The sequence below is a fragment of the Streptomyces sp. SudanB182_2057 genome (genome assembly GCF_964272715.1).
GTDB classification, from domain to species: Bacteria; Actinomycetota; Actinomycetes; order Streptomycetales; family Streptomycetaceae; genus Streptomyces; species Streptomyces rubradiris.
Genome location: NZ_OZ186798.1, coordinates 8,037,046 through 8,058,813, shown reverse-complemented (window position 1 = coordinate 8,058,813; position 21,768 = coordinate 8,037,046). Strand labels below are relative to the sequence as shown.

Here is a 21,768-nt window from a genome sequence, read left to right as displayed (position 1 = left end):
GGTTTGATGATAGGAAGCGCCCGAAGGGTGTCAACAGATCGCGCACGTCCGACACTCCGACCGCCGGAACCGGAGGTCAGCGGCGACCGCGAGCACCCGGGGCGTCCAGGCCGGGGGCGCACAGTTCGGCGACCAGGTCGCGCGCGTACCGCTCGTCCGTCCCCGGGACCGAGAACACGACACGGAAATAGAGGGGGGCGACCACCCGGTCGAGTACGCGCTCCAGCGGGGGCGCCGCCTCTCCCCGCTCGGCGGCGGCGTCCAGCGGGGCCCGGAAGCGAGCGCTGACCCGCTCCAGGCAGGCGCGCAGGCCGGCCCGGCGTTCGTCCACATCCGGCGCCACTTCCGCGCGGAAGAACGCCACACCGCCCGGCCGTGACAGGTCCGCGAGCGTCCAGACCGCCACCCGCTCCAGGTCCTCACGGAGATCACCGAGCAGCTCGGGCGCCCCCTCGTCCTGACGCCGGTCGGCCACGTCCGCGAGGAGGGCCGAGACCGTGCCCCAACGGCGGTACACGGAGCTGGGGTTGACGCCGGCGCGGCGCGCCGCCGCGGGGATGGTCACCCTGTCGGCGCCGACTTCATGGACGAGTTCCACCACCGCGCGGTGGACGGCGGCACGCACCCGGGCGCTTCTGCCTCCGGGACGGCTGTCTTTGCTTTTGGCGGACACCCTCCCAGGTTAAAGCAAAGAGTTGTGCTTTAGCCAGCGGGCCACCTACGCTGACTAACGCGAAGACCACTGCTTTAGCCGCTCTTCCGTGGAGGAACCATGCCCCCGCACGAGGACCCGTACCAGGCCGCGCACCAGCTCGGCACGCGGTTCCACGCCTTCCTCACCGCCGGTGACTGGAACGGCATCCGGTCCCTGCTCACCGATGACGCCACCTGGACGCTGCCCGGCGACAACACCATCTCCGGTACGGCCGTGGGCGCCGACGCGGTCGTGGAACGCGCCCGGAAGATCGCTTCCTACGGTCTCGACTTCCGCCTGCTGCACATCCTGGTCAGCCGGGAGAACATGGCGCTGTCCCTGCACAACACCGCCCGGCGGGGCGACGTCCGACTGGACGAACATCTGTCCACCGTCTGCCGTCTGCGCGACGGCCGGATCGCGAGCATCGAGACCTACCTCTCGGATGTTCCCGGCATGAACGCCTTCTTCGTCTGAGAGCGGCTCAGCCGAGGAAGAACCGGGCCAGGGCGCGGGCCACCGCGGGGGCGTCGTTCTCCATCGGGATGTGGCCCGCGCCGGGGATCCGGGCCAGGGTACTGTGCGGGACCTCCGTGACGAACCGCTCGGCGTAGGCGATCGGCTGGAAACGGTCCTCCTCGCCCCACACCAGCAGCTTCGGCGCGGTCGACGCGGTGAGAGCCGGGAGCGCGGCCAGGGTGTGACGGTTGTCCGCGGCGGCGGCCAGGCACAGCCACGAGCGGACGGTGCGGGGGTCGGTCCACGGCTGGAGGTACTCGGTGATCTCGGCCTCCCCGGCCGGGCGGCCCAGCGCGGCCGTGAGGGCGGTCCGCCGCGCGGCCAGCAGCTCCTCGGGGGTGACGGCCGCCCGTGCGGCCGGATCGCGGAACCGGGCCACGCCCGGGACCGGCCAGGAGTCGTAGCTCACCGAGTTCACCAGGCCCAGCCGCTCGACCTCCGCGTCCTGGCCCACCAGCAGGTGCTGGGCGATGGCGCCGCCGATGTCGTGCCCCGCCACCCGCAGCGGCCCGGGCAACGCGAGGGCGGCGGCGAACCGCGCGACCCAGGAGGCCAGGGCCGGGACCGAGGCGGTCGCCACCGTCAGCTCGCCGGCCGAGCGTCCCAGCCCGGGCAGGTCGACGGCGACCGGCCGCAGGCCCGCGGCGGCCAGGTCCCCGAGCACCGGCAGCCAGACACGGCTCCAGTAGGTGCCGTGCAGGAGCAGGACGGCCGGGGCGCCTTCGCCACCGGCGGTCAGGTAGGAGGCGGGCAGGCCGTCCACCTCGACGGTGGCGCGGCGGGCTGCGGCAGGCGCGGTGGTCATGGCGGGGCTCCTGACGACGGTCGGTCGGGGGTCGGTTCTCGGATGCCGACACCCTTCTGCCATGGCGTACCGGCGGGCAAATAATGGTGGCGGTATGCGATCATGCCCGGCCCGGCATGATCGCTGGTGGCGGGCCGACGTCTCTGGGGAAGTGTGATGCGTCTCTCACAACTACGCGTCCTGCTGGCCGTGGCGGACCACGGCGGCTTCACCGCGGCGGCGGAACGGATGGGGGTCTCCCAGCCCGCGGTCAGCCGTGCGGTCGCCTCCCTGGAGCGGGAGCTCGGGGCCCGGCTGGTCGTCCGGGGCCGTGACGGCGTCCGGCTGACCGAACCCGGCCGGCGCGCGGTCGCGCACGCGCGCGAGGCGGTGCGCCACTTCGACCTGGTGCGCACCGAAGTGGCGGCGGCCACCGGCGAGGTGACGGGTGAACTGCGGCTGGCCTCGCTGCCGACCGCCACCGGCACCCTGCTGGCGCCCCGGATCGCGGAGTTCACCGACCGCCACCCGCGGGTGCGGGTCCGTCTGCTGGAGGGTTTCGACCGGGACGTACGGGCCTGGCTGGAGCGGGGCGCCGTCGAGGCCGGGGTGGTGACGCTGCCGGCCCCGGGGCTGGACGTGGTGGAACTGGGCTCGGACGAGATGGTGGCGCTGCTTCCGGCGCACCACGCCCTGGCGGACGCGCCGGCCGTACCGGTGTCCGCCCTGGCGAAGGAGCCGTTCATCCTCTCCACCGGCGGCTGCCGCCCCCTGGTCCGGCACGCGGCCCGGCAAGCGGGGGTCGAACTCGACATCGCGTTCGAGGCGGCCGAACTGTCGGCGATCGCCACGATGGTGTCCAGCGGCCTCGGGGTCAGCATCGCACCGACGCTCGGCCGCGGCGCGTGGCAGGACACCGAGGGTGCCGTCGTGGCCCGGCCGCCGCACCCCCGCCTGCACCGGACGCTGGCGCTGGCCTTCTCCCCCGCCGGTTGGAGGCGGGGGGCCTCTCCCCGGCGGCGCGGGCGTTCCGGCGCCTGGTACGGGACCACGCGGAACCGGGACCGACCCGGCCGGCCCCGGTCTGAAGACGATCACCCAGCGGTCCCGGACGAACGCCTACAGTGGAACGTGGCCCTCCCCCCGCCCACGGCCCCTCCCCTACCGTTCGGCAGACGCGCATGACGTACCCCTCCGCAGACCCCGGTGACGACGGCCTCGACGCCCTGTTCGGCCTCGACGCGCTGGACGCCGCCCCGGGGACACCCGGGCGCGGCCCGGACGGCCGTCCGCCGTTCCGCGAGTCCGCCGCGGCCCGTCGTCTGCTGCCCGTCCGGACGATCTACGCGGAACCGGCCGCCGCGTCCTCCGCGCGCGGCCGCCAGATCCTCGCCCGCTTCCCGGACGCGGAGCTGATCGAGGTGGACTCGCACTGGCGCATCCCCGGGCTGCACGGCAGCGAGGGCAATGTCGAGCGCTGGGTGCGGGTGAAGGGGGAGACGCTGGTCCTGGGCGAGCGGAAGACGCTGGCCACCCGGCCCAACGGCCGGTCCGCCGACTGGATCGCCCCCGGCCCGTCCAACGGGTGCGCCATGGCCTGCGCCTACTGCTACGTCCCGCGCCGCAAGGGATACGCCAACCCCGTCACCGTCTTCACCAACATCGACGCCATCATCGCCCACCTGGCCCGGCACATCGCCCGCCAGGGACGCAAGCCGGAACCCAACCAGTGCGACGAGTCGGCCTGGGTCTACGACATCGGGGAGAACGGCGACTGCTCGGTGGACGCGCTGATCAGCGACAACACCGCGGACCTGGTGCGCGCCTTCCGCGGCTGGCCCACCGCGAAGGCGTCCTTCGCCACCAAGTTCGTCAACCCGGACCTGCTGGCGCTCGACCCCCGGGGCCGTACCCGGATCCGCTTCTCCGTGATGCCCGCCGCGGACTCGCGGCTGCTGGACGTACGGACATCGCCCGTGGGCGACCGGATCGCCGCCGCGGCGGACTTCCTGGACGCCGGCTACGAGGTCCACTTCAACCTCTCCCCCGTGGTGCTGCGCCCCGGCTGGGAGGAAGCCTGGAGCGAGCTGCTCCGGCAGCTGGACGACGTCCTGCCCGACCGGGTCAAGACACAGGCCGCCGCCGAGGTGATCCTGCTCACCCACAACCGGGACCTGCACCAGGTCAACCTGGGCTGGCACCCCCGGGCCGAGGACCTGCTCTGGCAGCCGGAGCTGCAAGAGGACAAGCGCTCGCAGAACGGCGCGCTGAACGTCCGCTACGACGGCCGGGTCAAGGCACGGGCGGTACGCACCCTGCGCGGTCTGGTCGCGGCCCACGCGCCCTGGCTGCGCATCCGGTACGCCTTCTGACCCGCGGCCCGGCATCCACCCCGTGGCAGCCGGCTCAGGGCTGCTTGCCGCGGGCCCGGCGGAAGCGGTCCAGGCCGTCAGCGAGGTCGACGATCGGGTCGGGGTAGTCGAGGGCGGCACGCGCCGGGGCCGGGAGCTTCCACGGCTCATGCACCAACGCCCCCTCTACGTCCGCGAGTTCGGGGAGCCAGCGGCGGATGTACGCGCCCCGCGGGTCGTATCTCTTGCCCTGCGTGACGGGGTTGAGGACCCGGTTGGGGCGGGTGTCCGTGCCGGTGCCGGCCATCCACTGCCAGTTGAGCTGGTTGCTCGCCAGGTCCCCGTCGACCAGCCAGTGCAGGAAGTGGGCGGCGCCGATCCGCCAGTCCACGTACAGGGTCTTGGTCAGGAATCCCGCCGTGAGGAGCCGGGCGCGGTTGTGCATCCAGCCCTCCACGCGCAGTTGCCGCATCGCCGCGTCGACGACCGGGTAGCCGGTGCGGCCCTCGCGCCAGGCGTCGATGTCCGCGGCGGCGGTGCGCTCGGTGCGCCAGCGGTCGTGCCGGGTGCGGTAGTCGCGGTGGGCGCTCGCGGGCCGGGCGGCGAGCACCTGGCGGTGGAAGTCGCGCCAGGCGAGCTGCCGCAGGAACGCCTCGGCGCCGGGCCCGTCGTGCCGGCGGACCCGGTGGACGAGTTCCACCGGGGACAGCGTGCCGAAGTGCAGGTGGGCGGAGAGCCGGGAGGTGGCGTCGGCGGCCAGGTCGTCGCGGGTGCTGTCGTAGGCGTCCAGACCCTGCCGCAGGTACGCGGTCATCCGCGCGCGGCCCCGGCTCTCCCCGCCCGGCGGCAGGGCCGGGGACGGCCCGGTGGTCGCCCCGGGTGCGGGGACCGGTTCGCCGCTCACCCCGTCGGGCACGGGCACCCGGCGCGGGGCGCGCAGGACCGGGCGCGGCGGGATGCGCGTCCAGTGCCGGTGATACGGCGTGAAGACGGCGAAGTGGTCGGAGGCGGCGGGGGTGACCAGGCCGGGCGGTACGGCGACGGTGACGGTGTCGTGCACCGACAGCCGGCGGCCGGCCGCCTCCAGGGCGGACCGCAGCCGTTCCTCCCTGCGCGCGGCGAAACCGCTGTGCCCGGCCGCCAGGTGCACCTCGCCGGCGTCCGCCTCGGCCGCCACGCGGCACACCTCCGCCACCGGGTCGCCGGAGCGCACCACGAGCCGGCCGCCCCGCCGGCGCAGGGAGGCGTCCAGGTCCGCCAGGCAGTCGTCGAGGAACGCGCGGCGGTTGGGGGAGGCGAATCCGGCCGCCTCGACGGCGGGGTCCCGCACGAACAGCGGGACGACGGCGTCCGCCGTGTCCAGGGCCGCGCGCAGCGGCGGGTGGTCGTACAGGCGCAGGTCGGCGGTGAACAGGACGATCGAGACACGCAAGGGTGTCAGCCCCTTCCGGTGGTCCGCCGGGCCTCGGCGCCCCTGTCCCCGGGCGCTGGCGCGGCGCCGGAGGAACCCGGCCGGGACGGTGCCGCGCGCTCGGCGGTGCGGACGATGTTGCGGGCCATGCCGCCGAAGACGACCGCGTGCCAGGGCGAGACGCCCCACCAGTACAGGTGGCCGAGGAGGCCGTGGGGGTGGAACAGCGCCCGCTGCCGGTACCGGACCGGTCCGCCGTCGGCGCCGTCCACGCTCATCTCCAGCCAGGCCAGGCCGGGCAGCCGCATCTCGGCGCGCAGCCGCAGCAGCCGGCCGTGGGCGATCTCCTCGACCCGCCAGAAGTCCAGGGAGTCGCCGGTCCTCAGGTGCCGGGCGTCACGGCGGCCCCGGCGCAGGCCGACGCCGCCCACCAGCCGGTCGAGCCAGCCGCGCACCGCCCACGCGAGGGGGAAGGAGTACCAGCCGTGCTCTCCGCCGATGCCCTCGACGACCTCCCACAGCGCCTCCCGCGAGACGTCCGCGTCGCGTTCGCGTACGTCGGTGTAGAGGCTGCCGCCCGCCCAGTCGGGGTCGGTGGGCAGCGGGTCGCTGGGCGCGCCGGGCACGGCGGCCGACGACCACCGGGTGGTGACCTGGGCGTCGCGTACGCGCTGGAGGGCCAGCCGGACGGCGCGGTCGAAGCCGATCGGGTGTCCCGGCGGGCTGGGCACGTACTGTTCGATGTCGTTCTCGCGGCACACCACCTCGTGGCGCAGGGACTCGGTCAGGGGGCGGGCGATCGAGGCGGGGACCGGCGTCACCAGGCCCACCCAGTAGCTGGACAGCCGGGGGGTGAGAACGGGGACGGGCAGGATGAGCCGTCGGGGCAGATCCGCCACCGCGGCGTAGCGGCGCATCATGTCGAGGTACGTGAGCACCTCCGGTCCGCCGATGTCGAAGGCACGGTTCACCTCGCGCGGCAGGCGGGCGCAGCCGGTGAGCAGGCGCAGGACGTCCCGTACGGCGACGGGCTGGATCCGGGTGTGCACCCAGCGCGGGGTGACCATCACCGGCAGCCGCTCGGTGAGGTAGCGCAGCATCTCGAAGCTGGCGGAGCCCGAGCCGATGATCACGGCGGCGCGGAGCACGGCCGTGGGGACACCCGAGGCGAGCAGGATCCGGCCGACCTCGGCTCGGGAGCGCAGGTGCGGGGACAGCTCGGGTTCGGGGACGGATCCGGGTGTGAGACCGCCCAGATAGACGAGCCGGCCGACGCCGGCCCGGCGGGCCTGGCCGCCGAAGACGCGGGCCGCCGCCCGGTCGGTCTCCTCGAACCCGCGGCCGGTGCCGAGTGCGTGCACGAGGTAGTAGGCCACGTCCATGCCGTCCATCGCCCGGGCCACCGACTCGGCGTCGGTCACATCACCCCGGAGGATCTCCACCCGGCCGGCCCACGGGTGGTCGCGCAGCTTGTCCGGGGTGCGGACCAGGCAGCGCACCCGGTGACCGGCGTCGAGCAGCTCCGGCACCAGCCGGCCGCCGATGTAGCCCGTGGCCCCGGTCACCAGACAGGCCAGGCCGCCACCTGCCGCGTCCCCGGCCGGTGCCGTGTCGTCCCTCATGGCCGCTCCCTCCGCCTCCGCCCGTCGGCGGGTCACCCCTCTCTACCGTGCCCCCGTACGGCCGGAAGCGCCCGGGCGCGGGGTGATCGGGTGAGGGGGCGGGCCGTACGGGCCGAGGCCGGGGAACCGGACGGGCACGGGCCGCCACCGCCGTGGCCGGGGGCCGACGGCCCGGTCGCGGCCGGCGGCCCCCACCGCCCCGGTCGGGTCAGAGCAGCGCCGCCGCCTGGGTCAGGAGTTTCTCGTAGATCTCCGGGCGGTCCTCGTCGATGACGGGATAGCCGACGCCGAAACCGCCGTTGACCCAGTGGGCCGTGATGCCCGGATTGGCGCTGTCCGTGCCGTCGTGGAGGAAGAGGTGCGGGCTGCAGTCGACCCGGCCGCCGCGGGCCGACGCGTACTGGGCCATGATCGCCGGCCGGGCGGTGCCGCTGTCGAACGCCTCGGCCAGCGCCGCCACGTCCACCGCGCCGGTCTCCGCGGCGACGTCGAGGATGACATGGCGCTGGGAGATGCACCGGTTCTCGGCCCAGAAGGCCCGGCGCAGGGCGCGGTCCAGCTGCTCGCTGGCGTGCCAGCCCTGCGCCTTGGCCGCGTGCACCGCCTCCAGCGCGGGCAGTGTGGTCACCGGGTAGGCCCAGTCCGGTCCCTGCCACAGCCGCCAGCCGGCCTCGGGCTCCAGCGCACCCAGCACGGAGATCTCCGAATCCACTCCGGGGCGGGCGTTGACCTCCCGGTTGAACAGCTCCAGCGGGAAGGCCCGGAAATCGAACCAGAGCCGTCCCTCCAGGCCGAGGCGGCGCCGGGTCTCGTGCAGCCGGTGCACGGCGACGTGGGCGAAGGAGCAGTTCAGGTCGGTGTGGACGGCGATGGTGTCGGGTGCGGCGGGCAGCCGGGGATCGGACTGCCCGTCCGTACCGGTGGTCGTGCGGGTCATGGAGTCTCCTCGATGCGGATCAGCCCCCACCAGCCCTCGCTGAGGCCCCAGTGGAGATTGCCGGTGCGGTAGACGTGATCTCCCGGGTGCTGGGCGCGGAAACGCACCGTCCGGGTGCTGCCGGAGGCCAGCGCGCCGATCGTGGACACGTGCCAGCCGAGGCCGGTCTCGGAAGCGTCCCACACCTGCCCGTGCACGGTGAAGCACTGGTTGCGCATCCGGTGGGAGGCGATGGCCAGGTGCACGGCCACCTGGTCGCCGGGCCGGCAGGTGAGCAGCGGGGTCGGCGGGTGGGGGTCGGCGAGCACCGGGTCCAGCGGGTGCAGGGCCGCGGTGCGGTAGTTGTACGCCTTCTGGCCGGCGTCGTCGGGGCTGTCGGAGAACAGGTCGGTGACCGGCTGGGTGAGGTCTCCGTCGTGGTAGAGCCGCAGGCCGTCCTGGGCGAGCAGGACGAGTTCGCGTACCGGTTCGGCGTCCGGGCGGCGCACCACGGCCCGCTCGCCGGTCCACCGCTCCCGTCCGGTGTCCGGGTCGTACGGGGTGGCGTCGGCCTCCTCCACCACCAGCACCCCGGCCAGTCCGCGCCGCGGGTGCGAGATGACGTCCGCGTGGGAGCGCAGCAGCACCACGCCGGGTTCGGCGGCGTACCAGCGGTAGGTGCGGGCGGCCCCGGGCTTGACGGTGGAGTCGGCGTTGCGGCCCACGTGGGCGCCGTCGTCGGTGCGGACGTCGAAGTCGAGCAGGGTGGGGTGCAGGGAGACCCGGCCGGAGACGGTCCGGGCCCCGGGGTCCGCCTCGTTCATCAGGGCCGGGTCCAGCGGGCTGGCGGGCGGCGGCCCGTCCAGCTCGTTGATCAGGGTGACCTCCACCCATTCCCCGGCGCGGCAGCGCAGGACCAGCGGGCCCTCCTCCGGGCCGCCGTCCCCGTCGGCGGTGAGGACGAGCCCGTACGGGTCGGTGCGCAGCGGGCTGTACTCGATGACCTGGGCGCGGGCGCGTACGGTGTACCGGCGCACCCGGCGGCGGGCCGGCAGCTGCGGGACGCCGGTGGTCCGGCCGGGCAGCGGCGGCAGGTCGGCCTGCCGGCGGTCGTGCAGCCGCAGCAGGCCCCAGCAGCCCAGCCACAGGTCGTTGCCCGCGCTGAAGGACCACAGGTGGTCGCCGGGGACCATGGTCGGGGCGAGGGCCAGCTCGGCGACGTTCGAGATGCCCAGCGTCTGCTGGTCGCGCCAGGCGGTGTCGGCGCGGCGGGGCCACTCGCGCCAGCGGGCGCCGGAGAGGGTGAAGCTGTGCTGGAGTTCGTGGGAGCCCTGGAGGACGTGCAGGCGCAGGTCCTCTCCGGGGTAGCCGCGCAGCAGCGGGGTGCCGGGGTCGCCATGGACGGCGCTGGAGAACCAGTGGGCCGGGTCCCCGCCGCGCTCGGACAGCGGTTCGCTGCGGTAGTTGACGCCCATCGCGCCCTGGTCGTCCGGGGCTCCGGGCACCGGCGGCGGGTTGACGGGCTCGCCGTGGTCGCCGTGTCCGTGCTTGACCATGGGCACGAAGTCGCCGATGGCCAGGACCATTTCCCGGTGTGCCGTGCCGTCGGCCTTCTTGATCACGGCCTGGGTGCCGCGCCGCAGTTCCTTGCCGTGGTCGTGCGGCGAGACCCAGACGGCGCCCTCGGGTTCGGCCATGAGCGCGCCGAACAGCCCGTGGCGCTGGCGGTAGTTGGCGAGCAGGTGGTCGTGGAACAGGACGGTGCCGAACTCCTCGTCCACGTACCAGCGGTAGGTCCAGGAGTGGTACCGGCCGTGGTCCTCCTCGCCCTGGTCGGCGGTGGTGGTGGCGGACAGGTAGTTCCAGCCGACCGCGGAGCCGTCGGAGATCAGCGGGTCGTACTTGACCAGGTGGGTGTGGAGTCCGCACTCCGGCTGGAACGGCAGGTGCGGGTCGAAGGCCGACTCCTCCTGCGGTCCGGTCGGCAGCGCGTTGGTCAGGGTGAGTTCGAGGACCTCGCCCTTGTTGGCCCGGATGACCAGTGGTTCGAGGGTGCGTTCGCCGCGCGCGAGCTGCCGCTTGAACTCGTCCAGGCCGCCGGCCTCCTCGATCTCCTCGGCGAGGACGTAGAAGTGGGCGTTGTGGTCGTGCCAGGTCACGGCGTGCTCGTCGGTGGGGTCGCCGTGGTAGTAGAGGGTGCCGTTGGTGACCACCAGGTGGTAGCGGCGCACCGGCGCGTCCGGTGGGGCGATCTTGGTGAAGGCCTCGCCGGGCTGGGGGTCGTCCACGAAGGCGGCGGCTTCCAGGGGGGTGGGCTCGCGGCCCATGCCGGGCGGCTGCAGCGGGGTCCGCGGCGGCCGGGGGTTCTTCTGCGGGAAGGTGGCGGACTGGGCGAGGAAGCCGGGGAAGCCGGGCCGTTCGGGCGTGGGCGCCGGCGGGGCCGGGCGGTGCGGCAGCGGGACGAGGGGCTGGACGGTGCGGCCGTCGGGGTAGCTGCCGGTGCCGTCCTGGAGGGTGTCGAAGATCCGGAACAGTCCCCACATGCCCATGTGGAAGTGGACGTACATGTGGCAGTGCCAGATCGAGTCGCCGACCGCGCCCTGCCGGGAGCCGAGGCCGCCGATCAGTTCGAGGGTCATGGCCTCCTGCGGGCCGATGCTGACGGAGTCCACGATGGGCGCGTTCTCGTCGTCCGGCCGCAGCCGCCACTGGTGCAGGTGGGTGTGGAAGACATGGGTGTCGCGCATGCCGCCGTGCACCAGCCGGATGACGGTGGGGTCGCCGGAGTAGCCGCGCAGGACCGGGGTGGAGGGGTCGCCGAACAGCCAGGAGCTGTGGTGCACCTCCTCGCCGATCACCGCGTCCCGGACCGGGTCGATACGGCCCTCCTCGATGAGCTTCTGGTAGCGGTACATCCGCCATTCCATGGGCTCGATGCGGTGGTTGACCGGCAGCATCGCGATGTTGGGCGGGGTGAGGTCGTCGACGGTGTCCGAGGTGTTCGGGCGCAAGGCGGGCAGCCCGGTGGCCGGCCGCGCGCCGGCCCCGGTGTGTCCGCCGCCGTGTCCCCCGTCCTCGCCGTGTCCCCCACCGTGGCCGTGGCCGGGCATCGGCGGCGGCACCGCCGGGTTGTCGTTGCTCGGGTACTCCATCATGAAGACGACGAACTCGCGGAAGCTGCGGTCCGGCAGATGGACGTCCGCGTACAGGCCGGTGGCCAGCGGCGCTCCGGTCTCGGGGTCGGTCCAGGTCGCCCCGGGCGCCTCGACGACGACCGCGCCGACCATGCCGTGGCTCTGTGTGCCCTCGCCGCGGGCGTCGGACATGTCCCCGAAGTGGAAGACGCCCTCGTGTTCGCAGACCCATTCGTAGACGCGGGTGCCGCCCGGGGGCACGCTGCTGTCCGGGTTGGCGCCCGCCGCGAGTCCGTCCATGGTGCGCACGTCGTAGCGGACACCCTGGAGGGTGATGCCGGCGGGGCGCGGCAGCTCGTTGGTCAGCCGGACCCGCAGGCGTTCGCCGCGCCGGACCCGCAGGACGAGCGGGCGGGCGAGCGGGTGCGGGCCGGGCACCAGCTCGGGCTGGTCCAGATAGCTGGGGAACGGCTGCGGCCAGGAGGCCGCCAGCTCCCTCAGTTCCGGCGCGTCGGAGGCGAGGGTGTACAGGGCGCCGTTGCGGTCGTGGTCGCCGAACTCGTTGTACGCGATGGGCACGTTGAGCGCGACCACGTCGTATGTCCGTACCGGACGTCCGTCCCCGGGTCGCTCGGCCGGTGCCGCTGTGCTGTTCATGTCTGGGTGGACTCCCCCGTGCGTCGTGGTCATGCGGGCAGGTCGATGGCGGGGCCGGTGCTGTGGGCGAACCGGTCCAGCACCCGGGAGCCGGACAGGATCCGGCCCTGCCAGCCGTAGGTCTGGCCGAAGGGGCTGCCGTCCCGGCCGCCGCGGCGGCTGAAGGTCATGGCGATCCGGTCGCCGCGCCGCACCCGCACCGGGCGTTCGACGGGCAGATAGCAGTGTTTCCAGCTGTCGGAGGTGGTGCGTCCCGCGATGTCGTCGCCGGAGATGTCGAGCGCCACCGTGTCCGACAGCCGGGCGGTGAAGTAGCCCTTGAACCCGGTGAACACGCCGTCCCGCCGCACGGTGAACGCCAGCGGCACGTCGTACGAGACGGGGGTGCCGCCCGGTCCGGTCCGCTCGCCTCCCGGCTCGTAGCGCCGCAGCAGGCCCGGTGCGCTCAGGTGGCCGTGGACCGGGAGGATCACGTCGTAGTACAGGGAATAGGGGTCCCGGGCGCCGCGGTCGGCCAGCAGGGCGGCGAACGCGTCCGGTCCGCCCGCGTCCTCGGGCCCGGGGCCGGTCAGCTGCGCGTGCGCGGACTCGGCGGTCACCGGCACCAGGAAGGTGTCCACCAGGCGGGGCAGCATGGTGCCGCCGGGGCGCAGGAAGCGTTCCCGGGCGTCGTCGAGGATCGCGGAGAAGTTCTCGTTGTCGCCGAGGTTGCCCATGATCTCGGAGATGACGATGTCGACCCGCTCGGGCAGCTCCAGGTCGAAGGAGAGGCCCGCGAGCGGGATGAAGCGGTCGGCGAACCCGGCCTCGGCGAGCCGCTCGGTGGCGGTGGCCAGGACCTTCTCGTTCAGGTCGATCCCGTAGACCCGGGCCGCCCCGGCCTCCAAGGCCCAACGGGCCAGGATGCCGGTGCCGGTGCCCAGGTCGAGGACCGTGTCCCCGGGGCGTACCGCCTCGCCGACGGCTGTCTGGAAGGCCGTCATGCGCAGCTCGTCGTCGAGCATCAGCTCGTGGAATTCCTCGCCCCAGTCCAGGAGTTGCTCGGAGACGGGGAGCCAGACCTGCTCGGCGCGGTAGTGGCCGGGCCAGACGCCGCCCCGGTACACGGTCAGCGCCTCCTCGGCGGGGCCGCTCGCCGGGCAGCCGGTGGTCAGGTCGAAGCTGCTGTGGTGCAGCGGGCAACTGATGCGCAGGGTACGGGGGTTGACCTGTCCGTGGACGAGTCTGCCCTTGCGGTGCGGGCAGGCGGCGTCGGTCACGAACTCCTGGCCGGCCACCCGGACGCGCAGGCGGTCGCCGGGCAGTTCCTCCAGGACCGGCTCCTCGGCTCCGGTGCGGCCCGTCATGCCGCCACCCCGCCGGCCGACTCCCTGGCCCGTGCCACGGCCGCGTCGAAGGCGCCGCCGATCAGCCGGGAGAGCAGTCGCGCTCCGGTCCACAGCCGGGTCGGGTCGAGACCGTAGGCGGCTTCGTACTCTTTGATGGCCAACTGCATCTCCCGCATGTGGAAGGTGTCGATGTGCAGGTGTTCGGTGTAGTAGCGGCCGTGCCGGATGCCGAGCCGCTCGCAGGCCCGCGCCTGGTGGGTGAAGGCGTCCGGTATGGATGCCTCCAGGTAGGCCAGGGCGCCCAGGAAGTACTCGACGTGCGGGGCGCGCTGGGTGAGCCAGTAGAAGACGTTGAGGAACTGGAAGGTCTCGTCCGCGGTGGTGTCCAGGAAGTGTTCCGGCTCCTGGGGCAGGCCGAGTTCGGCGAGGAGCATCCGGTAGAGCTGGGAGTGCGCCTGCTGGAGGTTGCCGCAGCCGAACTCGTCGATGAGGACCCGCATCACGGCCATCTGCGCCTTGATCGGCAGCCGGGGCACGGCGGGGAAGAAGTTCTGCGCCTCGGTCAGCCCGTCGAGCGCGAACTCCCGCACGACGAGGGCGAATTCCTCGCGGCTCGCCCGCTCGGCGAGGTAGGCGCCGGCCGGGCTGCCCGCGCGTTCCCTGGCCAGCAGCCCGGCCAGCAGGCGCTGCCAGCCGGCCCGGTCGGCGACCGGTGCGGTGGCCGACTCGATGGACCGCACGAGCGGGAGGATCCAGTCCCGTTCGATCTCCTCGACCCGGGCGAGCAGCCGGGAGTCCAGCGGTGTCCGGTTGAGCCGGAACAGTTCCCGGTGGACCGACCCACCGCCGGGTGGCGCGGTGACCGGCGGCTCGGTGCCGCGCGGCAGGGTGCCGGGTGCCTCGGTGTTCATTCGCCCGCCTCCGCGTTCTCCACGGTCCTGTCGGTCTCCAGTACGCCGCGGTGGTACAGCGCGGTCTTGATCCGGCGGTACCAGTCGTCCCGCTCCAGGCCGTAGCGCGCGCAGGCGTCGGCGAGGCGGGCGGCCGGATCGGCGAGCCGGCCGGCGAACAGGTCGGCGCACAGCTCCGGTTCGGCGTTGGCGAGCGCGACCACGTATCCGTCGACGGGCCCGGACTCCAGCAGCAGGTGTTCCAGTCCGGCGAGGACGCGCGCCCCGGGCCGGGCCCGGACCAGCCGCCGGGTGAAGTCCGCGCTGCCCGAGGAGTCCTTGACGGCCACCACCGAGGGCAGTTCGCAGATCCGCAGCAGGGTGTCGAAGTCGGCTGCGTTTCCCGCGACTTCGGTGCCGTGGTAGACGACGACCGGCAGACCGCCGCGCTCGCCGAGTGCGGTGAAGTGCCGGCGGATCTCGTCCTGGGTGATCCCCGGGCCGTACGGGGTGGTGGCGACCAGCGCCTGGGCGCCGAGGTCCAGCGCGACCCGGGCCCGCTCCAGCACCCGTTCCGTGGTGGGGCGCAGGACGCCGGCGAGGACGGGCAGGCCGCCGGCGTGTTTCACGGTGGCGGTGAGCATGTCCTCCCACTGCCGGTCGCTGAGCCGACGCCCTTCGCCGGTGCTGAGGTTGGGCAGCAGGGCGTCGACGTGGGGTCGGACGGTGTCCAGCAGCCGGGCGACCCCGCTCTCGGAGACCTCACCGGTCTCCGAGAGCGGCGTCACCAGGGCCGCGATCACTCCCTGGTACATGTCGGGCTCCCTCAGGTACGGTCCGGCGCCGGTATGCCCAGCCGGTCCGGGGGCAGGCGCAGGGCGAGCGACGCGTGGTAGAGCCGCTCCAGCGGCGCGGGGAAGGTGGGTTCGGGCGTGCCGGCGGGCCAGGCGGCCACGGCGCGCACGGGGAGTCCCCCGAAGGCGGCCCCGCGGGGGCCGACGGTGTGCAGCAGCCCCTTGCGGTTGACGACCATGGCGATCAACAGCCGGTCGATGAAAGGCAGTTGTCCGGGAAGGGTCGGGTCGGACAGGGCCAGGCCGACATCGGCCCGGTCGTACCCTTCCCGGCTGATGTCCATGACCGTGTGGAGCTGGTCCATGAACGGGTAGTAGAGGTCCTGGAGTTCGCGCGAGTAGCTCCAGATGACGTCGTCGCAGCGGCCCACCTGTTCCAGGTTCATGACCACGCGGGTGTCGAGCCGTTCCACGAAGAACGCCTTGCAGGCGATGCGCAGGCCGTCGTCCTGGCTGTGCATGCCGAGGAACAGCGCCGCGTCGACGAAGACCTCACGGTCCTGTGCGGCGGGGGTGTCAGCGGGCATAGCGGTCCAGCACCTTCCGCAGTCGCCGCATCGCGCCGGCGAACATCTCCGGCTCACGGGCCAGCGCCATGCGGACATAGGGCTCGCCGCGGCCGGGCTGGCTCCAGTAGAAGTACCGCCCGGGCAGCACGTACACGCCCTCCGTGCGCAGTTCCCGCTGGAGTTCGGTCGCGGTCAGCTCGGGGTGGGTTATGCGCGCCCAGGCCACGCTGGTCTTGGCGACCGGTTCCTGGTATTCGAGGACCGTGCCGCGCAGCGCCTCCTCGACGGCGGCCCGGTTGGTGTCGAGCACGTCGCGGACCGAGGCCAGGCCGTCCTTCCGGGAGTTCTCCACGTACTGGGTCAGCATGTTGAGCACGAACGGCGAGACGTTCAGCAGCACGCTGGTGTGCAGGTTGTAGATGTCTTCCTTGATGTCGTCGCTGGCCGTGAGCATGGCGGCCTTGGCGTCCTGCACCGGCCAGGTCTTGCCGGTGTCCTCGATCGCCAGGTAGCTCACCCCGGACTCCTCCAGCAGCTCGTAGACGTCGAACCGGGCCAGTTCGGGGTCGTAGAGGGTGAACGAGGCGAAGCAGAAGTCGATGACCAGCAGTTTGTTGTGGTCCTTGCAGAACCTGACGACCTCTTCCAGCCCCTTGCGGCCGTGCCGCATGAGCGTGAAGCCGGTGGGGTTGTTGGGGTCGACGAGGAACAGCGCGTCGGTGCGGACCCGGCGCTTGAGTTCGGTGTAGATGCGGTCGGGGTCGTGCAGGGCCGACTCCTCGACGGGGTACAGCGGCACGCCCATGTTCGACAGGACGTCGTGCAGGTTGTCGAAGCACGGCTCGACCAGGGTGACGGCGGCGCGGCGCTGCTTGAGGTACATCGCCACGACCATGGTGGAGATGGAGGCGGCGTACGACAGGAGCGTCTTGTTCCTGGCCAGGGCGGTGGGCTGGCGGTGGAGGCGGAAGAACGCCTCGGTGAACCGCTGCTCGTAGGTGGCCTGGAGGCCCTCCTCCGCCTCGTACCACAGCTGGGGAAGGCGGCCGACGATCTCGTGCTGGGCGGCGGACTGGCGCTGGTGGGTGTGGGCGTCGGCGAGGTTGAACTCGGTGCGCAGGGCCTGGATCTCATGCTGTGTCAGATCGAGCAGCTGGTCGTGCGCGGTGCTCAGAGTGGTGCCGGCGTGCATGGTCATGGTTCCTCCAGTCGTACGGCGTACGAGTGCGGGCACGAGCGGGCGCGTCACGGCATGTGAGAGACCCGGCTCGTGTGTCAGAGGACTTCTTGCGCGGACCGCGGCCGAGGGCACGCGGAGAACCGTCCCGGTCGGACGGTGGGAAGGGTGCCCCTACGGAAGGAGGCCAGAGTGCTCGTCGCCGGCTACGACGTGAGTTCGGAAACGAGTTCCAGACATGTATACCCCCGTATACGGACTTCGTCCGGTAGGTGACTGTGCCACAGTCGACGGTGGCGGGACAAGCGACTCACCGTCACAAAGGGCCGCCTTTTGACAGACCGCGCGCCGGCTTCCCGTCGTGCGCCGCGCGGTGCGCGCTTCCGGGCATGGGTCAGGCACCGTACCCGTCGGCACGGCGTGGGAAAACGGTGTCCATGGGCGTCGTCACGTCGGTGCGCAGGTGGGCAACAGCGTTGCCTGGCACCGGAGTTCGTCGGCATGGCGGGGCTTTCCATCGCCCTGCTCCGTGAGTCCGACAGCGAGGAACCGCGCCGTCCGGCGGACCGACGGCGGCCGAGCGGGCGAGCGGGCGCACGGTCAGGACGGGACGGCGCGCGGGAGCACGCGGGCGCATGTCCGGCACGTAACGGGCACGGGTCGGGCCCGTGTCGGGCACATGCGGGCGGACGGCACGCGTCTCGTGCGGCACATGTGGCACGCATGGCGCACATGGCGTCTGTGGCGCACGCGGCACAGGGGCACTCGCGTGGCACACGCGGCAGAGGTGGCACGCATCGCACGCGCCGTCGCATGCCGGACGGGCCCCGGTGCGCGGGCCGGCGCACCGGGGCCTCTCAGGCGGGAGGTCAGGCCTCCTTGATCGCCTCCAGGTCCAGCGACAGCTCGATCTCCTTGGAGACGAGGATGCCGCCGGAGTCCAGGACCATGTTCCAGGTCAGGCCCCAGTCCTCGCGGTTGATCTTGCCGTGGGCGGAGAAGACCGTACGGTCGTTGCCCCAGGGGTCGCGCGCGTAGCCCAGGTAGTCCACCTCCAGGGCCACCGGGCGGGTGACGTCCTTGATGGTCAGGTCGCCGGTGAGGGTGCCGCGCTTGCCGTCCCAGGTGACCGCGGTGGAGACGAAGGTGGCCTTGGGGTGCTTCTCCGTGTCGAAGAAGTCCGCGGAGCGCAGGTGGTCGTCGCGCGTCCGGTCGCCGCTGTCCACACTGGCCATGTCGATGACGGCGGTGACCTTGCTGTCCTCCGGGCGCTCGCCGATCTCGACGGTGGCGTCGACGCCGGTGAACCGGCCGCGCACCTTGGTCAGCATGAAGTGCCGTCCGACGAAGCCGACTTCGGCGTGTCCGGGGTCGATCTTCCAGGTGCCGGCGGCGGGCAGTTCCACCCCGTCGACGGTACGGGTCGGTGACGTGGTCATGTGGTCGGTCCTCCGCTCAGGCCCCGGACTCGGTCGGCAGGCCGGCCCCGACCCAGTCGTCCTTGCCCTCGCCGTATTCCCTGACGTTGACGTATCCCAGTTCCGCCAGCCGCTGGGCCGCGATGCCGGAGTTGGGGCACGGCTCGTTGGCGCAGTAGACGACGACCTCCGCCTCCTTGTCGGGCAGCAGGGCGGGAGCCAGCTGGTCCACCTGGTCGTGCGGCAGGTTGAGCGCGCCGGGCAGGTGCTTGTCGTTGTAGTACTCGGCGGGCAGGGCCTCGACGACCGTCACCAGCCCTTCGTCGATCTTCTTCTTCACCTCGTCGCGCGTGATCCGCTGAACCATGTACGCCTCCCGTTTTCGAAGTGGAAATCAGTGCGTCTGCACACACCTTAATCCGTGCGTGCGCACGCAAGCAAGTCTCGTTACACTCGTCCTTGTGAACGAAGGTGAGCACCGAGTCGAGGCGTGGCGAGCGCTGCTGCTGGCCCACAACTCCGCCGTGCGGGCGATCGAGAGCGACGTCCAGCGGTCCGGCCGTATCCCGCTGACCTGGTACGACGTGCTTCTGGAGCTACGTGCGGGGGGCGAGCGGGGCCTGCGTATGCAGGAAGTCGCCGAGCGCGTGGTCCTCAGCCGGACCCGGGTCAGCCGTCTGGTGGACGAGATGGCCCGGCTCGGCCTGGTGACCAAGCGGTCCGATCCCACGGACAAGCGGGTGACCTGGGCGGTGATCACCGAGGACGGCCTGGCCGCGCTGCGCGAGACGGCGCCGGTCTACCTGCGCGGCATCTGGGAGCACTTCGCCCGGCATCTGAGCGACGACGAGGCCGACGTGATCGCGAAGGCGCTGCTGCGCGTGGCTCAGGCGCACACCGACATCAGCGTGTCCTGAAAGCCCGCGGCCGTCACGGGCCGGCGCGGTGGGCGTACGGGGGACCGGGCCTGCCGATGTCGCGGGTCGCCGCCCCGGCGGCCCCGGGCCGTCGTCCGTGCGCCCGGGAGCGGATGGTCGCGGACGTGGCGGCGGTCAGCGCGGCAGTACCCAGCCCGGTGTCCAGGTCCCGGCGGCGTCGTGGCCGGCCGCCTCGGCGGCGAGGTGGGCGCGGAGCGTGTCCAGCGCCGGGTGGGGGTTGTCGCGGTGCCAGAGGAGGGAGTGCGGGTAGACGGGCGTCGGGTCGGTCACCGGGATGCGGCGCAGTCCGTGGCCGGCGGGCCAGACGAGGCGTGTGTGCGCGCCCATGAAGGTGGCCAGGGCCGGGGTGTCGGCGACGGTGTCGAGGAGCGCGTCGGAGCCGAAGTTGGGGCCGGTCGCCTCGATGGTGAGCCCGAATTCGGCCACGAGGTCGTCGTAGTAGGCGGCCCACTCGGTGCCGGGGACGACGCCGGGCATCCAGATGCGGTGTCCGGCGAGCTGTGCGAGGGGCACGGACCGGGCGCCCGCCAGGGCGTGGGCGGGGCCGGTGAGGAGCTGGAGCGGCTCGTCGAGCACCCGCACGGACTCGATGTCCTCGGGAAGGGGCCGACCGGGCGCGGCCACGGCGCGGAAGGAGGCGTCGATCTCACCGTTCCGGAGAGCGGTGACGGCCGCCTCGATATCGAACAGCCACACGACGTCGAGCTCGGTCCCGGGGTGCGCGCGGTGGAAGTCGCGCATCAGGCCGGACGGCGCGGAGCGCGAGGCGAGCACGTCGACGCGCAGCGGACGGCGGCCGGTGCGCACGGAGGTGACCGCGCGCTCGGCGAGGCGCAGCAGCTCGCGCGCGTGGGGCAGGAACGCCTGGCCGTCGATGGTGAGTTCGGCGCCGCGCGGGGTGCGGGTGAACAGCCGCACGCCGAGGTCGCGCTCCAGCGCGGCGATGCGCTTGGAGACGGCCTGCTGGGTGAGCGACAGCTCGGCGGCGGCCCCCTGGAACTGCCCCGCGTCGGCGGCGGCGACGAAGGTCCGGACGGTTTCGAGGTCCATGCCGACACCCTATGACCACAACCGTTGGTTGTGGTGTGGGGCGCCGCGGTTGTTTGATCCCCGGGCAGCAGTCCCGGTTTGATGCTTCCGATCGCGGGGCGGTGGTACGGATGCGAGGGACGCGGGTATGAGGAGCGGGCGCAGGCTGGGTCATGTGCTCGGCCCTCGGCTGGGGCGGCGGTTCGGGTGGCTCTGGGCGGCGTACGGGACCAGTGCGCTCGGCACCTGGCTCGCCTTCGGCGCGTTCCCGCTGATCGCCGTCCAGGTGCTGGACGCGGGACCGGCCGAGGTCGCCGCGCTGTCCTCGGTGGGGGCCGCGGTGGGTGCGGCCGTGGCGGTGCCGCTCGGTCCGTGGGTGGAGTTCCGCCGCAAGCGGCCGGTGCTGATCGGGATGGACCTGGCGCGGTGCGCGGCGCTGCTGACGGTCCCGGTGGCGTTCGCGTGCGGTGCCCTCACCTTTCCTCAACTCCTGCTGGTCTCGGTCGTCGTCGCGGCGGCCGACATCACCTTCCGCACCGCCTCGGGCGCGTACCTGAAGACGCTGCTGCCCGGCGAGGACCTGCTCGTCGCCAATGCCCGGTTCGAGTCCACGACCTGGACGACCACGATCGTCGGACCGCCGCTGGGCGGCGCGGCGATCGGGTTCCTCGGGCCGGTGGCGACGGTGCTGGCCGACGCGGTCAGCTATCTGCTCTCGGCGCTCGGCATCCGCGCGATGGGCGGACACGAGCCGCGGCCGGAGCACCGGCGGGCCGCGCGCGTGCGGGCCGGGGACCTGCTCGACGGCTGGCGTCACATCCTCGCCGACGCGGCGCTGCGGCCCCTGTTCTTCAACACCGTCCTGTTCAACGGTCTGGTGATGGCCGTCGAGCCGCTGCTGGCCGTGCTGATGCTCGGCCGGTTCGGGTTCGCGCCGTGGCAGTACGGCCTCGCCTTCGCCGTGCCCTCCCTCGCCGGGCTGGCCGGCTCGCGGCTGGCCCGGCCGCTCGTCACCCGGTTCGGGCGGCACCGGGTCCTGGTGGTGTCCGGCGCCCTGCGCGCGCTGTGGCCCGTCGGCCTGGCCTTCCTGGGGCCCGGCACCGGAGGGCTGCTGCTGGTGATGGGCGTGGAGCTGGGACTCATCTTCTGCTGCGCGGTGTTCAACCCCGTCTGCGCCACCTACCGCCTCGAGCGCACCGCGCCCGACCGGGTCGCCCGGACCCTGTCCGCCTGGACGGTGACGACCAGGTCCGCGACCGCGCTCCTGACCGCCGTCTGGGGCGTGCTGGGCGGCCTGCTCGGACCGCGTACGGCCATCGGCCTGGCGGGCGTGCTCGTCCTGACGACCCCGCTGCTCCTGCCCCGCCGTACGGCGACGCCCCTCTCCGAGCCGGACCCGGCACCGAGTCGTCCGTGACCCACCCGCCTCCGGGCCACCGGGCGGCCCGGCATGTCCGCCCTCGGGCCACCGGGGCCCCGGCACACCGGATACGGCCACCGTCGCCGACCGGGCCGACGACCACCGCCTGTCTCGCTA

General features: G+C 73.1%; 19 protein-coding genes. 5 read left to right on the top strand and 14 right to left on the bottom strand.

What is annotated here, in order from left to right:
* Window positions 1-76: 76 nt before the first annotated feature.
* Window positions 77-625, bottom strand: a complete 549-nt coding sequence (locus tag ACSURM_RS35840; RefSeq protein ID WP_436960128.1) for a TetR/AcrR family transcriptional regulator C-terminal ligand-binding domain-containing protein — start codon at window positions 623-625, stop codon at window positions 77-79.
* A 147-nt stretch (window positions 626-772) separates the two neighbouring features.
* Between ACSURM_RS35840 and ACSURM_RS35835 the strand changes: the two genes are divergently transcribed.
* Entirely contained in the window at window positions 773-1,171 is a 399-nt protein-coding gene (locus tag ACSURM_RS35835; RefSeq protein ID WP_436960127.1) for a nuclear transport factor 2 family protein, read from the top strand.
* 7 nt (window positions 1,172-1,178) lie between these two features.
* Here the strand turns inward: ACSURM_RS35835 and ACSURM_RS35830 are convergent, their stop codons facing one another.
* Window positions 1,179-2,018: an alpha/beta fold hydrolase gene (locus tag ACSURM_RS35830; RefSeq protein WP_436960126.1), complete on the bottom strand. Its 840-nt coding sequence runs from the start codon at window positions 2,016-2,018 to the stop codon at window positions 1,179-1,181.
* 156 nt (window positions 2,019-2,174) lie between these two features.
* Between ACSURM_RS35830 and ACSURM_RS35825 the strand changes: the two genes are divergently transcribed.
* Entirely contained in the window at window positions 2,175-3,182 is a 1,008-nt protein-coding gene (locus ACSURM_RS35825) for a LysR family transcriptional regulator (RefSeq protein ID WP_436960125.1), read from the top strand.
* Window positions 3,179-4,369: a spore photoproduct lyase family protein gene (locus ACSURM_RS35820; RefSeq protein WP_436960124.1), complete on the top strand. Its 1,191-nt coding sequence runs from the start codon at window positions 3,179-3,181 to the stop codon at window positions 4,367-4,369. Before ACSURM_RS35825 ends, ACSURM_RS35820 begins: the two co-directional genes overlap by 4 nt.
* A gap of 34 nt (window positions 4,370-4,403) precedes the next feature.
* Here ACSURM_RS35820 and ACSURM_RS35815 read toward each other — a convergent pair whose 3' ends face one another.
* The 11 genes from ACSURM_RS35815 to ACSURM_RS35765 all read right to left on the bottom strand — a co-directional run bounded on the left by ACSURM_RS35815 (window position 4,404) and on the right by ACSURM_RS35765 (window position 18,631).
* A complete protein-coding gene (locus tag ACSURM_RS35815) occupies window positions 4,404-5,780 on the bottom strand; it encodes a cryptochrome/photolyase family protein (RefSeq protein WP_436960123.1) in 1,377 nt (458 codons plus the stop codon).
* A 5-nt stretch (window positions 5,781-5,785) separates the two neighbouring features.
* Window positions 5,786-7,381, bottom strand: a complete 1,596-nt coding sequence (locus ACSURM_RS35810) for an SDR family oxidoreductase (protein WP_436960122.1) — start codon at window positions 7,379-7,381, stop codon at window positions 5,786-5,788.
* Window positions 7,382-7,589: 208 nt separating this feature from the next.
* A complete protein-coding gene (locus ACSURM_RS35805) occupies window positions 7,590-8,318 on the bottom strand; it encodes a DsbA family oxidoreductase (RefSeq protein WP_436960121.1) in 729 nt (242 codons plus the stop codon).
* Window positions 8,315-12,088: a multicopper oxidase domain-containing protein gene (locus tag ACSURM_RS35800; protein ID WP_436960120.1), complete on the bottom strand. Its 3,774-nt coding sequence runs from the start codon at window positions 12,086-12,088 to the stop codon at window positions 8,315-8,317. Before ACSURM_RS35800 ends, ACSURM_RS35805 begins: the two co-directional genes overlap by 4 nt.
* Before the next feature lie 29 nt (window positions 12,089-12,117).
* Window positions 12,118-13,434, bottom strand: a complete 1,317-nt coding sequence (locus ACSURM_RS35795) for a methyltransferase domain-containing protein (RefSeq protein ID WP_436960119.1) — start codon at window positions 13,432-13,434, stop codon at window positions 12,118-12,120.
* Window positions 13,431-14,327, bottom strand: coding sequence for an iron-containing redox enzyme family protein (locus ACSURM_RS35790; RefSeq protein ID WP_436960118.1), 897 nt, complete (start codon window positions 14,325-14,327; stop codon window positions 13,431-13,433). The genes ACSURM_RS35795 and ACSURM_RS35790 overlap by 4 nt, the downstream gene beginning before the upstream one ends.
* Window positions 14,324-15,121 carry a dihydrodipicolinate synthase family protein gene (locus tag ACSURM_RS35785; protein ID WP_436960117.1) on the bottom strand — a complete coding sequence of 266 codons (798 nt, stop codon included), beginning with the start codon at window positions 15,119-15,121 and terminating at the stop codon, window positions 14,324-14,326. The genes ACSURM_RS35790 and ACSURM_RS35785 overlap by 4 nt, the downstream gene beginning before the upstream one ends.
* Before the next feature lie 11 nt (window positions 15,122-15,132).
* A complete protein-coding gene (locus ACSURM_RS35780) occupies window positions 15,133-15,687 on the bottom strand; it encodes a DUF6190 family protein (protein WP_436960116.1) in 555 nt (184 codons plus the stop codon).
* The gene (locus tag ACSURM_RS35775) at window positions 15,677-16,867 is read right to left on the bottom strand and encodes an aminotransferase class I/II-fold pyridoxal phosphate-dependent enzyme (protein ID WP_436960115.1); all 1,191 of its coding nucleotides are present in this window, start codon (window positions 16,865-16,867) and stop codon (window positions 15,677-15,679) included. Before ACSURM_RS35775 ends, ACSURM_RS35780 begins: the two co-directional genes overlap by 11 nt.
* An 848-nt stretch (window positions 16,868-17,715) precedes the next feature.
* On the bottom strand, window positions 17,716-18,285 hold the full coding sequence (locus tag ACSURM_RS35770) for a YceI family protein (RefSeq protein ID WP_436960114.1): 570 nt from the start codon (window positions 18,283-18,285) through the stop codon (window positions 17,716-17,718).
* Window positions 18,286-18,301: 16 nt separating this feature from the next.
* Window positions 18,302-18,631 (bottom strand): rhodanese-like domain-containing protein, encoded by a 330-nt coding sequence (locus ACSURM_RS35765; RefSeq protein ID WP_436960113.1) that lies wholly within the window; start codon window positions 18,629-18,631, stop codon window positions 18,302-18,304.
* Window positions 18,632-18,725: 94 nt separating this feature from the next.
* Between ACSURM_RS35765 and ACSURM_RS35760 the strand changes: the two genes are divergently transcribed.
* Window positions 18,726-19,181: a MarR family winged helix-turn-helix transcriptional regulator gene (locus ACSURM_RS35760; RefSeq protein WP_436960112.1), complete on the top strand. Its 456-nt coding sequence runs from the start codon at window positions 18,726-18,728 to the stop codon at window positions 19,179-19,181.
* 135 nt (window positions 19,182-19,316) lie between these two features.
* Here the strand turns inward: ACSURM_RS35760 and ACSURM_RS35755 are convergent, their stop codons facing one another.
* Window positions 19,317-20,252 (bottom strand): LysR family transcriptional regulator, encoded by a 936-nt coding sequence (locus tag ACSURM_RS35755; RefSeq protein WP_436960111.1) that lies wholly within the window; start codon window positions 20,250-20,252, stop codon window positions 19,317-19,319.
* A 127-nt stretch (window positions 20,253-20,379) separates the two neighbouring features.
* Here ACSURM_RS35755 and ACSURM_RS35750 point away from each other — a divergent pair, with 127 nt between their 5' ends.
* Window positions 20,380-21,648: an MFS transporter gene (locus ACSURM_RS35750; RefSeq protein WP_436960110.1), complete on the top strand. Its 1,269-nt coding sequence runs from the start codon at window positions 20,380-20,382 to the stop codon at window positions 21,646-21,648.
* The last annotated feature ends 120 nt before the right edge of the window (window positions 21,649-21,768 follow it).